Origin of the sequence: Methyloversatilis universalis FAM5 (genome assembly GCF_000214035.2) — a bacterium.
Classification (GTDB): domain Bacteria; phylum Pseudomonadota; class Gammaproteobacteria; order Burkholderiales; family Rhodocyclaceae; genus Methyloversatilis; species Methyloversatilis universalis.
This window is the reverse complement of sequence record NZ_AFHG01000028.1, coordinates 220,884-233,930: the sequence shown is the minus strand read 5'-3', so window position 1 is coordinate 233,930 and position 13,047 is coordinate 220,884. Positions and strand designations below refer to the sequence as shown.

The window sequence follows — 13,047 nt, the reverse complement described above, 5'->3', positions numbered from 1 at the left end:
AGCCTTCGCCGGTGCAGCCTTCTTCGCCGCCGGCTTCGCAGCGGCCTTCGCCGGTGCAGCCTTCTTCGCCGCCGGCTTCGCAGCGGCCTTCGCCGGTGCAGCAGCCTTCTTCGCGGCCGGCTTCGCAGCGGCCTTCGCCGGTGCAGCAGCCTTCTTCGCGGCCGGCTTCGCAGCAGCCTTCGCCGGTGCAGCAGCCTTCTTCGCGGCCGGTTTTGCCGGGGCACTCGCCTTCTTCGCCCCCTTCTTCGCTTCAGCTTCAGCCATGACTTCTCTCCTCACGGATAACAGGATTGGACAGCACCTCAGCCCCTCCGGTGGCGGAAGGTCTGTTCGAGACGACGCACGACGTGCGCCCGGTCAGGAACACCTCACGACGCGAGGGCCTGACCTGCAGCCACTCGCGCCTCCGGGTCGACGACCCGAACGGCACACGGACAGCACTCGCTGCCCGGATGCCGGATCCATACGCGCGAACCATCGGTGGATGGTTACGACACACAACCGAACTAATGAAGACTCACCCGCGCCACGCCGTGACATCCGTCTCTGAGGAACACACGTCGACCACAGGACGCATGCAGCGTCGGTCGAGCGTGCGGGTGCGGGAAAGGCAGACACATCGCCGCGCGGGAAAGGGCCGCAGGCGATGCGAGAGATTCGACAAGGGTGATGCCTGAACGCGTATCGACCGTCGCCATGTCGGATGCGCGAGCGCGCAGCAGGCGATGCGGGAGCGTTTTTTCAGGGGAAAGAATTTCCGAGGCGCCGTGAAAACCGGCTGCAGATGTGCGGCTTGAAGAGGACGTCGCAACGGACTGATTCATGGGCCGAAAGTATTGCACAACCATGAGCCGTTAAAGCAACAAACCACACAAAAGTCCAGATTTATTTCGCGTCCGCGCGCGCTCCGCATCATTCGTCGCGAATGAAAATTTCCACGCACGGTTTTACACGTGCCTCGCAAATCCTTTCGGGCAAAGGCTTTGCGGGGCACGCCCGAAAAATCGTGCGAAGCAGAAGGAAGCTCGGACAGATCGGTCGCGGTGTTGCGGAGACGCACACAACGACGCAGCGAAACCTCACCCGTAGTGTGTGACAGGCCTGTCGGCTACTAGATGCAGTGTGTGCTGCAGCGCACCGCGTGCGACCGCTAACCCCACATCGCGCGCATCTTCGCAGCGATGTCGATGCGCGCTTCGGAGACCGACATCGGCTTCACGCCTTCGGGGTCCGCGCGCGGCCAGCTGCGCTGTTCGAACCGGGGCAGCAGACGGTTGGGAATGAAGCGGGTGCGACCGGCATACACGTGACGATCACCGACCGCCGACTGTCCGGTGAGGTGGAAGCGCTGCGGCACCAGCAGTTCGAGCTGATCCTTCGCACGGGTCATCGCGACGTACAGCAGGCGACGTTCCTCATCGATCTCCGCCTGGCTGCCGGTCGACATTTCGGACGGTATGCCGCCGTCGACCACGTTGAGCACCGACACCGCGGGCCACTCGCGCCCCTTGGCCGAATGAATGGTGGACAGGATGAGATAGTCCTCGTCGAGCAGTGGCTTGCCCGGCGCGTCGCTGGTCACTTCCGGCGGATCCAGCGTCAGTTCGCTGAGGAAGCGTTCGCGGCTCGGATAGGTGGCGGCCAGCAGCGCGAGCTGGCGCACGTCGGCCGCGCGCACCAGCGCATCCTCGTACAGCCTGTCCATCTGCGTTTCGTACCAGTGCATCAGCGCTTCACCGCTGCCTGGCCAGGCAGCGCCCGACGCACCCGCGGCCTCGATCAGCGAGGCGAACTCCATCCACGCCGCACGCACGCCTTCGGTCACCGGCTGTTCGGCCAGCAGTGCCGCGCCCGGCGGCGCGGCGTCGAGGTTGTCGAGAATGCGCGCCGCACCCTTGGGACCGATGCCGGCCAGCAGCTGGATGGCGCGGAAACCGGATACGCGGTCGCGCAGGTTCTGCGCCCAGCGCAGCAGCGACAGCACGTCCTTCACGTGCGCCGCTTCCAGGAATTTCAGGCCACCGTATTTCACGAACGGAATGTTCCGCCGGGTCAGTTCCACTTCCAGCCGGATGCTGTGGCTCGCAGTGCGGAACAGCACCGCCTGACTCTTGAGCTTCAGCCCGGACTCGCGGCGCGCGAGGATCTGCTCGACCACGAAAGCCGCCTGATCGGCCTCGTCGCGCACGCTCACCAGCAGCGGCTTCTGACCACCGGTCCGCGCACTCCACAGCCGCTTGTCGAAACCCTCGCCCGCTTCCGCGATCACCGCGTTGGCGGCGTCGAGCAGCGGCGGAATCGAACGGTAGTTCTGTTCCAGCGTAATGCGCCGCGCCGGTGGATCGAACTGCATCGGAAAGTCGAGGATGTTGCGCACCGTGGCGCCGCGGAAGCTGTAGATCGACTGTGCGTCGTCGCCGACCACGGTGAGGCCGCGGCCGTCCGGCTTGATCGCCCGCAGGATGGACGCCTGCAGCCGGTTGGTGTCCTGGTACTCGTCGACCAGCACGTGACGGAAGCGCGCCGACAGCTCGCCGGCGATCAGCGGCTCGCTCACCATCTGCGACCAGTACAGCAGCAGGTCGTCGTAATCGAGCACCTGCTGCGCCTGCTTGGCCTCGACATAGCCGCGGAACAGCGCCTTCAGTTCGGTCTCCCACTCGGCGCACCAGGGAAAGGTGGTGCGCAGCACTTCGTCCAGCGGACTGCAGGTATTCACCACCGCCGAATAGATGGACAGACAGGTGCCCTTCAGCGGAAAGCGTTTCGCCTTCGTCGACAGGCCCTGTTCGTGCCGCACCAGATTCAGCAGGTCGGCCGAATCCTCGCGGTCGTGAATGGTGAAGGCCGGATCCAGACCGATGCTGCCGGCGTAGTCGCGCAGCAGCCGGGCACCGACGCCGTGGAAGGTGCCGGACCACGGTATGCCGGCAGCCGCGATCGGCGCCAGCCGCGGGGAGGCCGCGGCGACGATGCGCTGCACCCGGCGCGTCATCTCTTCGGCCGCGCGGCGCGAGAAGGTGAGCAGCAGCAGCGCATCCGGCGCCACGCCCTGCATCAGCAGATGCGCCACCCGGTGCGCCAGCGTGCTGGTCTTGCCGGTACCGGCGCCGGCGATCACCAGCAGCGGGCCGTCGCTGTCGCCGGGTGCGGTACCGGCCAGCACGGCCGCGCGCTGCGCATCATTCAGGGAAGACAGATAGTCGGGCAGATCGGCAGGACTGGGCACGGCGGACAACTTTCGCGGATGAACTGTATGGCCATACAGTACCTCAGCACAGTGGCCCGCGCGACCCATAGACGACCCATAGACGACCCTGAGACGCCCCCCCCCAGGCGACCCACACGCGACCGATGCCGGCGCACGCTGTCGGCGGATGCGTACAGACGGCCTGCACGCCGGCCGACAGGACAGGCCACCGGAATCACCGACACTGGAACGGTCACCGAACAGAGGTCGCATGGAGATCCCGTCATGAAGAAAACACTCGTCACCCTGACTGTCGCAGCCTTCGTCGCCACCGGCTGCGCCAACATGAGCGAAACGCAGCAGCGCACCGCCATCGGTACCGGCGCAGGTGCGGTGGCCGGTGCCGCGCTGGGCAGCGCGGTCGGCAAGAGCGGCGGCGCCACCCGCGGCGGCGCGCTGCTGGGTGCGGCCGTGGGCGGCATCGGCACCTACATCTGGTCGCAGCGCATGGAAGAGCAGAAGCGCGCGATGGAACAGGCCACCGCCGGCACCGGCGTCGGCGTGGTGAAGACCGCGGACAACCAGCTCAAGCTGGACATTCCGAGCGACGTGTCCTTCGATGTCGGCCGCGCCGACATCCGCCCGGAACTGCGTCCTGTGCTCGACCGCTTCGCACAGACGCTGAACGCCAACCCGGCCACTTCGGTGCGCATCATCGGCCATACCGACAACACCGGCAGCGATGCGGTGAACGATCCGCTGTCGGTCAATCGCGCCGCCAGCACCCGGGCCTATCTGGTGAATCGCGGGGTGCAGGCGAACCGCATCGCGATCGACGGTCGTGGTGCACACGAACCGGTGGCCAGCAACGCCAGCGAAAGCGGCCGCGCGCAGAACCGCCGGGTCGAGATCTACGTGGCCGAACCGGGCGCGAACGGCTGACGCGCCGCGCTGTCCATCCCGGTGCCATGACGCCCTCCCTCGCACGTCGCCGTCTCGTCCGGCTGCTCGCCGGCGCACCGCTGCTGCTGGCCGGCTGCGCCGGCCTGCGGCGGAGCGATCCGGTACAGGTACGGGTGGCCGGGCTGGAACCGCTGCCGGGCGAAGGGCTGGAAATGCGCTTTCTGCTGAAGCTGCGGGTGCAGAACCCGAACGATTTCGCGCTTGATTACGACGGCCTCGCGCTGCAGATCGACCTGAAGGACAGGGATTTCGCCAGCGGCGTGAGCGATATGCGTGGCAGCGTGCCACCCTTCAGCGAAACGGTGATCAGCCTGCCGATCAGCGTGTCGCCGCTGTCAGCGGTCCGCCAGCTGCTGGAACTGGATGGCGCCGATCTCGAGCGCCTGCCCTACAGCCTGCGCGGCAAGCTGGGCGGCGGCCCGCTCGGCACGCAACGCTTCAGCGCCCACGGCACGCTGTCGCTGCCGGTGACCCGCGCGGGGTGGTAGGCGGCTCAATCCTTATCGCTACGCTGGTGAAAGGTGATCAGATTGCCGTCGCCATCGAGCACCGCGAATTCGCGCGTGCCCCAGGCGGTGTCGTGCAGCGGCGCATTCGGGTGGACGATGCCCGCCGCCTGACAGCGCAGGTACAGCGTGTCGATGCCCTCTACCGCCACCCGGCAGCCGGTGGCTTCGGCGATGCGACGGTCGGCGCAGGCCCAGAAATGCAGGTGGATGTCGCCCAGCGCGACGATGCCGTACACGCCCTGCTCGGCGTGCACCGCCACCGCGCCTAGCCGCTCCACATAGAAGGCGATCGTGCGGCCGATGTCGAGCGACGCCAGCACCGGCGTCGCCGCGATGAAACGGACCGCGTCGGTCCGCTCTGCCCGGTCGGTCATCGTATCCCTCCTCAGCGTTCCAGCACGTAGGCGCCGGGCGCCGGTGCCAGCTCGGGAAAGTCCGCCGTGGCCGCCGGACGCGCTTTCACCAGGCTGCCGGCACGCGGCTTGAGCCAGTCCATCCAGTCGGTCCACCAGCTGCCGGGCGTCGCGGCGTGGGCGGCGTGCCAGTGCGCAGCCTGATCGCCCGCCTCCACCGGCGCCGCGCGGAAACTGCGCTTGGGCGGATCGACCGGCGGATTGACGATGCCGAGGATGTGACCGGAACTGCTGAGCACGAAGCGGCGTTCGCCGGACACGTGGCGGTGGATGCGGAAGGCCTCGCGCCAGGGTGCGATGTGATCGTCCTCGGCCGCCACCGCATACAGCGGCTGCACGATGCGACGCAGGTCCAGCGGCTCGCCGGCCACGGTCAGCGCATCCGGCTGCACCAGCCGGTTGTGCAGGTAGAGCTCGCGCAGATACCAGCCGTGCATGGCCTGCGGCATGCGGGTCGAATCCATGTTCCAGTACAGCACGTCGAAGGGCGGCGGCGTCTCGCCGTACAGCCAGCCATTGACGACATAGTTCCAGATCAGGCTGTTGGCACGCAGCAGCCGGAACGAAGCGGCCATTTCCTTGCCATCCAGATAGCCTTTCTGCGCCATCGCCGCGCACAGCGAGCGCACGCTCGCCTCGTCGATGAACACCTCGATCTCGCCCGGCGAGCGGAAGTCGGTCAGCGTGGTGAGCAGGGTCCAGTCGGCGACCGGCACCTCGTCCGGGGCGAAGCGGCGATTGGCCCAGGCCATGTACATCGCCAGCGCGGTGCCGCCGATGCAGTAGCCGACCGCATGCACCTTGTCCGCACCGGTCAGCGCGCGGGCGGTCTCGACCGCGGCATGCACGCCTTCGAGCAGGTAGTCGTCGAAGGTGACGTCACGCAGGTCGGCATCCGGGTTCTTCCAGCTGGTGATGAACACGTCCAGTCCCTGATCGAGCAGGTAGCGGATCATGCTTTTCTTCGGCGCCAGATCCAGCACGTAGAACTTGTTGATCCAGGGCGTCACGATCACCACGGGCTGCGCATGCACCTTTGCCTGCGTCGGCGCGTAGTGGATCAGTTCGAGCAGCCGGTTGCGCATCACCACCGCCCCGGGCGTGGTGGCCAGGTTCTCGCCCACCCGGAAATCCTCCGGGTCGGTCATGCGCACGTCGCCGGCCTTCAGGTCGTCGAGGAAATTGCGGAAGCCGCGCATCAGGCTCTCGCCGCGCGTTTCCATGGCCTTGCGCAGCGCGACCGGATTGGTGAACAGCCAGTTGGTGGGCGCCACCGCGTTGAGCCAGTTGCGCCACCAGAAGGCCGCGCGTTCGCGGTCCCTGTCCGACATGCCCGGCGTGTCGTACAGCATGTCCTGGGTATGGCGGGTGAAGGCGAGATACCACTCCTTCATCAGATCGAAGGTGGGCAGTTCGGTCCAGGCCGGATCGCTGAAGCGGCTGTCGCCCTCCGCCGGAGGAATCGGATCCGGGTCAGGCAGGCCCAGCATTCTGTGCAGCGAATGCCACTGCAGACGGGCGAGATCCGACGACAGCTGCGACATGCGGCTGGCCAGCTCCGCCGGATGCGCGGTCCAGGCGATCTGCGCATGCAGGATGGGCGCGCTGACACCGAACGGGTCGCTCGCCCGCGACAGGCCCTCCATCCATTGCATGAAAACGTCGTGCGACGCCGCGGCCTCGGTGCCGTGTCCGTCGTTCCGGTTCGGGTGTCCGCCATTCATGTCAGCTCCTTTCATTCACCGGATGGATGCCGGCGTTCACGACTCCGCGACGGTGACGAAGCGGTAGCCGATGCCGGTTTCGGTCAGCAGATGCTGCGGCCGCGCCGGATCGGATTCAAGCTTGCGGCGCAGATGCCCCATATATATACGCAGATAGTGTGCGTGCTCCACGCTGTTCGGCCCCCACACCGCCAGCAGCAGCTGACGCTGCGTGAGCACCTGACCCGGATGTGCGGCCAGCGCCGCCAGCAGCCGGTATTCCACCGGCGTCAGATGCACCGGCTCGCCGGCCCGCAGCAGGCGGCGTGCCGCCAGATCGAGCGAACACGCACCGAACTCGAGGACGGACACGCTGTTACCGCCGGCGGTTCGGCGACGCAGCGCGGCACGGACCCGCGCCATCAGTTCGCCGACCGAAAACGGCTTCACCAGATAATCGTCGGCGCCGGCATCGAGGGCGGCGATCTTGTCGTCGTCGCCGACGCGCGCCGACAGCACGATGACCGGCAGCGCACTCCAGCCTCTCAGATCGCGGATGAAGTCGATGCCATCGCCATCCGGCAGGCCGAGGTCCAGCACCAGCAGATCCGGCTTGCGGCTGGCGGCCTCGATCAGTCCCCGCCGCAGCCCCTCGGCCTCGCTCACCTGGTAACCGGCGTCCTCCAGCGCCTGACGGACGAAACGGCGTATCGCCGCGTCGTCCTCGACGACCAGTACACGGGTGACGGGTTGCGGCGGCAGGTTCATGGTGCACAGTCTGCCGCATGGGACGCTGGCGCGTCCGCAGGCAGATCAAGGTGCGGCAGCGTCCACCGGAATACCGCTCCGTGCGCCGGCGCTGGCCGGCTGGAGGCCTCGATCTCGCCGCCGTGGGCGCGCACGATGGCGCGGCAGATGGCCAGCCCGAGACCGACGCCGGGCGTGCTCGACTCCGCATCGCCGCGGGTAAAGGTGCGGAACAGCCGCTCCGGGTCGCCCGGCGGCAGGCCCGGCCCGTCGTCACTGACCTCGATCGCGATCCGCTCGCCTTCGCGTTCGGCACTGACCCGCAGGTGGCTGCCCTCCGGCGTGTACTTGGCGGCGTTCTCCAGCAGATTCACCAGCACCCGCTCCAGCAGCACCGCGTCGCCATGAATGAGCGGCAGGTCGGGCGGCAGCCGCAGTTCGACCACATGGCGGTCCAGGGCCGGTCCGAGCGAACGGATGGCGCTGCCGGCCAGCTCTTCCAGCGACTGCCAGTCGCGGCGCAGCGCCACCGACCCGGCCTGCAGCCGCGCCATGTCCAGCAGGTTGTTCACCAGCTGCGCGGTACGCCGGGCCTGGTCGGCGATGGCGGTCGCGTCCGCGCCGCGCGGCGAGCCATCGCGCGCCAGCGCGGCCGACAGGTTTTCCGACAGGCCGATCAGCGCGGTCAGCGGCGTGCGCAGATCATGCGACAGCGCCGCCAGCAGCGAATTGCGCAGCCGTTCGGATTCGATCGACAGCAGCGTGTCCTGCGCGACCGCGACGAAATGCACCCGCTCGATCGCGATCGCCACCAGCGCGGCATAGGTGTCGAGCAGCTGCCGCTGTTCCGGAATCATCAGCAGGCGCGGGCCGGACGGCTTCACCGCGATCACGCCGCGGGTGCGCATCGGTGCCTGCAGCGGCAGGTAGAGCACCGGCGCGCCGGGCAGCGTGCCGGTGCCGGCCCCGGCCGCTTCGGCATGATCGAAGGCCCATTGCGCCAGCCCGGCGTCCGGCACGAAGCGATCGTTGTCCGGCGACACCGCCGCCAGCCGTCCGTCACTGTCCGCCAGCATCATCGCGGTCTGGCAGCGGAAGGCACGGGCCACCGCGCGTTCGCCGATCTCGGCCACCTGTTCCTGGGTCAGCGCGCGGCCGAGATCGCGCGCCATTTCGAACAGTCCGCGCGCGCGCTGTTCGCGGTAACCGGCCACCCGTGCCTGATAGCGCAGCGAAGCGGTGAGCTGGCCGATCACCAGACCGACCGCCATCATGACCGCGAAGGTGAGCAGGTACTGCGCGTCGCTGACCGAAAAGGTGAAGCGCGGCGATACGAAGAAGAAATCGAAGGCCAGCACGTTGAGCACCGCCGCCGCCAGCGCGGCACGCCGGCCGTGACGCACCGCGACCGCCACCACCGCCAGCAGAAAGAGCATGACGATGTTGGCGAGGTCGAAATAGCGCAGCAGCGGCGTGGCCACCACGGTCACCGCGGCGCTGGACGCCAGCGCCCAGACATAGCCGCGGGCGCGGCGCGCGAGCCGGTCGGCATCCTCCGCCGCCGCACCGTCGGGCACCGGCGGGCCGGTGTCCGCGCCCGGCTGGCGGGCGATCACCATGAACTCGATTTCCGGCGCCTGCACCGCGACGCGCTCGCCGAAGCTGCGGTGACCGCGCAGACGGCGCCACAGCGCGGTCGCGGCGCCGGGCAGTGCGTAGCCGGTGACCACCGTGCCCAGATTGTGCTCGCGCGCATACGCCACCACCGCGTCGGCCGCGTCCTCCGCGGTCAGCGTGGCGGTCACCGCGCCCAGCGATTCGGCCAGCCGGAGCGTGGCCAGTATCGCGCGGCGGCGCGCTTCAGGCAGACGCTGCAGCGCCGGTGTTTCGACATAGACCGCATGCCAGGGCGCGCCGCCCTGGGCCGCGCGCCGTGCCGCGGCGCGCACCAGCCGCTCGGCACCCGAATCCGGTCCCACGCAGGCCAGCAGCGCATCGCTCACCTGCCACACCGCGCGCCTGTCCTGCGCCACGTGTTCGAGGCGATAGCTGCGCACATCGTCCTCGACCCGCTCGGCCGTCCGGCGCAGCGCCAGTTCGCGCAGCGCCATCAGATTGCCCTTGCGGAAGAAGTGGCGCACCGCGCGCTCGGCCTGCTCCGGCAGATAGATCTTGCCCTCGCTCAGCCGGCGCAGCAGATCGTCGGTCGGCAGGTCGACCAGTTCCACCTCGGACGCCGCATCGAATACGTGGTCGGGCACCGTCTCGCGTACCCGTATGCCGGTGATGCCGCCCACCACGTCATTCAGGCTTTCGATGTGCTGCACGTTCACCGTGGTCCACACGTCGATGCCGGCGTCGAGCAGCTCCTCGATGTCCTGCCAGCGCTTGGGATGACGCGACCCGGGCGCGTTGCTGTGCGCCAGTTCGTCCACCAGCAGCAGCGCCGGCCGGCGCGCCAGCGCGGCATCGAGATCGAATTCGGGAAGCGAGCGGCCGTGCAGCGTCACCGTGCGCGGTGGCAGGCATTCCAGCCCCTGCAGCAGCGCCGCGGTTTCGCTGCGGCCGTGGGTTTCCGCCACGCCGACCACCAGATCGACGTTACCGGCACGCAGCCGCTGCGCGTCGTCCAGCATGGCCCAGGTCTTGCCGACGCCGGCCGAGGCACCGAAGTAGATCTTGAGCCGGCCGCGCTCCGCGCGCGCGTCAGCGGCCCGGGCCGCTGCCAGCAGCGCGTCCGGGTCGGGGCGGAGGGGTTCTTCGCTCATGCCTTCAGTCTAACCCTGGCCGCGCGTGCGGACGCGGCCGGCAGCGGGCGGCCGGGCATGTCAGCGCACACCGTCCAGCGCGCGGTTCAGCAGCACCACGTTCACCCGCGGTTCGCCGATGAAGCCCAGCCAGGGCAGCCGGGCGTGCGCGTCGATCAGTGCGTCGACCGCCCGCCTGTCCATGCCCCGGACGCGGGCGATGCGCCCGGCCTGGTAGTGCGCCGCGGCCAGACTGATGTCCGGGTCCAGCCCGCTGGCCGATGCGGTCACCAGATCGACCGGCACCGGCAGGGCGTTGTCCGGATCAGCCGCCCGCAGCGCCGCCACGCGGGCCGCGACCGCCTCGCGCAGCGCCGGCGCGTTCGCGCCCAGATTGCTGCCGCCGGAGGCGACGCCGTTGTACGGCACCGGGGCGGTGACCGAGGGCCGCGACCAGAAGCGGCCGGGATCGGAAAAGGACTGTCCGATCAGCACGGAGGCACCCGCGCCGCGATGGCTCGGCGCCAGCGAGCCGGCCGCCGCCTCCGGCCACAGCAGCCGGGCCAGCCCGGTGACGGCCAGCGGATACGCAAGGCCGGTGATCAGCGTGAGCAGGACGAACACCGAAAGCGCCGGGCGCAGTGTGCTCAGGCATACGGACAGACGTGCATTCATCGGGTTCTCCTTGTTCAGGCCAGATGCAGCGCGGTAAGCGCCAGGTCGATCAGCTTGATGCCGGCGAAGGGCAGCAGCAGGCCGCCCAGACCGTAGACGAGGCCGTTGCGCCGCAGCAGCGCGGCCGCGCCGAGCGGCCGGTAGCGCACGCCGCGCAGCGCCAGCGGAATCAGCGCGACGATGATGAGCGCGTTGAAGATGACCGCCGACAGGATGGCCGACTCGCCCGATGCGAGCTGCATCACGTTCAGCGCGCCGAGCTGCGGGTAGGTGGCGGCAAAAGCGGCAGGCAAGATAGCGAAGTACTTCGCGACATCGTTCGACAGGCTGAAGGTGGTCAGTGCGCCGCGTGTCATCAGCATCTGCTTGCCGATCTCCACCACCTCGATCAGCTTGGTCGGATTGCTGTCGAGATCGACCATGTTGCCGGCCTCCTTCGCCGCCTGGGTGCCGCTGTTCATCGCCACCGCGACGTCGGCCTGGGCCAGCGCCGGCGCGTCATTGGTGCCGTCGCCGGTCATCGCCACCATGCGGCCTTCGGCCTGGTAGCGGCGGATCAGCGCGAGCTTGGCTTCCGGCGTCGCTTCGGCCAGCACGTCATCCACGCCGGCCTCGGCCGCGATGGCGGCCGCGGTGAGCCGGTTGTCGCCGGTGATCATGACGGTGCGTATGCCCATGCGGCGCAGTTCGCCGAAGCGCTCGCGAATGCCGCCCTTGACGATGTCCTTGAGCTCGACCACGCCCAGCACCTGCGCGCCGTCGGCCACCACCAGCGGCGTGCTGCCGCGGCGTGCCGCGTCGTCGACGATGCGCTGCAGCTCGGGCGAGAAGCCGCCGCCGAGCGCCTCGACATGCCGGCGCACCGCCTCGGCCGCGCCCTTGCGGATCTGCCGGCCCGCCCAGTTCACGCCGCTCATGCGGGTCTGCGCGGTGAAGGGCACGAAGGTGGCGTCATGCGACAGCAGCTGGCGCTCGCGCAGCGCGAACTGCTGCTTGGCCAGCACCACGATGCTGCGGCCTTCCGGCGTCTCGTCGGCCAGCGACGCAAGCTGCGCGGCATCGGCCAGTTCACGCTCGCTCACGCCGGGCGCCGGCAGGAAGGCGGCGGCCTGGCGGTTGCCCAGCGTGATGGTGCCGGTCTTGTCGAGCAGCAGCACATCGACGTCGCCCGCCGCCTCGACCGCCCGGCCGGAGGTGGCGATCACGTTGGCCGCCAGCATGCGGCTCATGCCGGCCACGCCGATGGCCGACAGCAGACCGCCTATGGTGGTCGGGATCAGGCACACCAGCAGCGCCACCAGCGCGGTCACCGTGACCGCACTGCCCTGTCCGCCGGCCTCGACCGCGAACAGCGAGAATGGCAGCAGCGTGGCAGTGGCCATCAGGAAGGCCAGCGTGAGCGACACCAGCAGCAGCGTGAGCGCGATCTCGTTGGGCGTACGCCGCCGGCGGGCGCCTTCCACCATGGCGATCATGCGATCGAGAAAGCTGTCGCCCGGATTGACGGTGCAGCGCACGACGATGCAGTCCGACAGCACGCGGGTGCCGCCGGTGACCGACGAGAAGTCGCCCCCGGCTTCGCGGATGACCGGGGCCGATTCGCCGGTGATGGCGCTTTCGTCCACCGAGGCCGCCCCCTCGATCACCTCGCCGTCACAGGGCACGAGATCGCCCGCCTCCACGCGCACACGGTCACCGACCCGCAGCGTGGTGAGGTCCACGCTGTCCCAGCCGGTGTCGTCGCCGGCGCGCAGCTTCCTCGCATTGCCGCGGCTCTGCAGGCTGCGCAGGCTGGCCGCCTGCGCCTTGCTGCGCCCCTCGGCCAGCGCTTCGGCGAAATTGGCGAACAGCACGGTGAACCACAGCCAGGCGGCATTGGCGCCGATGAAACCGGCCGGCGCCTCGCCCTGCCCGGCCAGCGCCTGCAGCCACAGCACGCTGATCAGCGCAGCGCACAGCCACACCGTGAACATGACCGGATTGCGCCACTGCGCGGCCGGATTGAGCTTGATCACCGCGTCGCGGACGGCGCCGCGCAGCAGCGTGCGGTCGAACAGTGCGGCCGGCTGGCGCGACGTTGACGGAAATGCGTTCATGGTC

The 13,047-nt window shown here is 69.0% G+C and carries 10 protein-coding genes; 2 read left to right on the top strand and 8 right to left on the bottom strand.

The genetic code is table 11. From position 1 onward, the window contains the following. Both METUNV1_RS01280 and METUNV1_RS01275 read right to left on the bottom strand, forming a co-directional pair. On the bottom strand, positions 1-264 hold a 264-nt coding region (locus METUNV1_RS01280), incomplete at its 3' end, for a hypothetical protein (protein ID WP_043358740.1). A gap of 886 nt (positions 265-1,150) precedes the next feature. Then, on the bottom strand, positions 1,151-3,229 hold the full coding sequence (locus tag METUNV1_RS01275; RefSeq protein ID WP_043358788.1) for an ATP-dependent helicase: 2,079 nt from the start codon (positions 3,227-3,229) through the stop codon (positions 1,151-1,153). A gap of 246 nt (positions 3,230-3,475) precedes the next feature. Here METUNV1_RS01275 and METUNV1_RS01270 point away from each other — a divergent pair, with 246 nt between their 5' ends. Both METUNV1_RS01270 and METUNV1_RS01265 read left to right on the top strand, forming a co-directional pair. Further along, a complete protein-coding gene (locus METUNV1_RS01270) occupies positions 3,476-4,132 on the top strand; it encodes a YiaD family glycine zipper/OmpA-like lipoprotein (protein ID WP_008058047.1) in 657 nt (218 codons plus the stop codon). A 26-nt stretch (positions 4,133-4,158) separates the two neighbouring features. Continuing rightward, positions 4,159-4,641: an LEA/WHy family protein gene (locus tag METUNV1_RS01265; RefSeq protein WP_008058045.1), complete on the top strand. Its 483-nt coding sequence runs from the start codon at positions 4,159-4,161 to the stop codon at positions 4,639-4,641. A gap of 5 nt (positions 4,642-4,646) precedes the next feature. Here the strand turns inward: METUNV1_RS01265 and METUNV1_RS01260 are convergent, their stop codons facing one another. From METUNV1_RS01260 to kdpB, 6 genes are read right to left on the bottom strand one after another with little or no spacing between them, the layout of a single operon-like run. Next, positions 4,647-5,036, bottom strand: a complete 390-nt coding sequence (locus tag METUNV1_RS01260; protein WP_008058044.1) for a bleomycin resistance protein — start codon at positions 5,034-5,036, stop codon at positions 4,647-4,649. A gap of 11 nt (positions 5,037-5,047) precedes the next feature. Then, positions 5,048-6,799: a PHA/PHB synthase family protein gene (locus METUNV1_RS01255; RefSeq protein ID WP_008058043.1), complete on the bottom strand. Its 1,752-nt coding sequence runs from the start codon at positions 6,797-6,799 to the stop codon at positions 5,048-5,050. Between the two features lie 36 nt (positions 6,800-6,835). Next, positions 6,836-7,546, bottom strand: a complete 711-nt coding sequence (gene kdpE, locus METUNV1_RS01250; RefSeq protein WP_008058042.1) for a two-component system response regulator KdpE — start codon at positions 7,544-7,546, stop codon at positions 6,836-6,838. Continuing rightward, positions 7,543-10,293 carry a two-component system sensor histidine kinase KdpD gene (gene kdpD / locus METUNV1_RS01245; RefSeq protein ID WP_008058041.1) on the bottom strand — a complete coding sequence of 917 codons (2,751 nt, stop codon included), beginning with the start codon at positions 10,291-10,293 and terminating at the stop codon, positions 7,543-7,545. The genes kdpE and kdpD overlap by 4 nt, the downstream gene beginning before the upstream one ends. Positions 10,294-10,353: 60 nt before the next feature. Then, a complete protein-coding gene (gene kdpC / locus METUNV1_RS01240; RefSeq protein WP_008058039.1) occupies positions 10,354-10,947 on the bottom strand; it encodes a potassium-transporting ATPase subunit KdpC in 594 nt (197 codons plus the stop codon). 14 nt (positions 10,948-10,961) lie between these two features. Next, positions 10,962-13,043, bottom strand: coding sequence for a potassium-transporting ATPase subunit KdpB (gene kdpB / locus METUNV1_RS01235; RefSeq protein WP_008058037.1), 2,082 nt, complete (start codon positions 13,041-13,043; stop codon positions 10,962-10,964). Positions 13,044-13,047 lie beyond the last annotated feature (4 nt).

Coding starts and splice junctions, on each gene's coding strand:
- kdpB (WP_008058037.1), bottom strand. CDS start 13,043: ATGAACGCATTTCCGTCAACGTCGCGCCAGCCGGCCGCACTGTTCGAC.
- kdpD (WP_008058041.1), bottom strand. CDS start 10,293: ATGAGCGAAGAACCCCTCCGCCCCGACCCGGACGCGCTGCTGGCAGCG.
- kdpE (WP_008058042.1), bottom strand. CDS start 7,546: ATGAACCTGCCGCCGCAACCCGTCACCCGTGTACTGGTCGTCGAGGAC.
- METUNV1_RS01265 (WP_008058045.1), top strand. CDS start 4,159: ATGACGCCCTCCCTCGCACGTCGCCGTCTCGTCCGGCTGCTCGCCGGC.
- METUNV1_RS01255 (WP_008058043.1), bottom strand. CDS start 6,799: ATGAATGGCGGACACCCGAACCGGAACGACGGACACGGCACCGAGGCC.
- METUNV1_RS01260 (WP_008058044.1), bottom strand. CDS start 5,036: ATGACCGACCGGGCAGAGCGGACCGACGCGGTCCGTTTCATCGCGGCG.
- METUNV1_RS01270 (WP_008058047.1), top strand. CDS start 3,476: ATGAAGAAAACACTCGTCACCCTGACTGTCGCAGCCTTCGTCGCCACC.
- kdpC (WP_008058039.1), bottom strand. CDS start 10,947: ATGAATGCACGTCTGTCCGTATGCCTGAGCACACTGCGCCCGGCGCTT.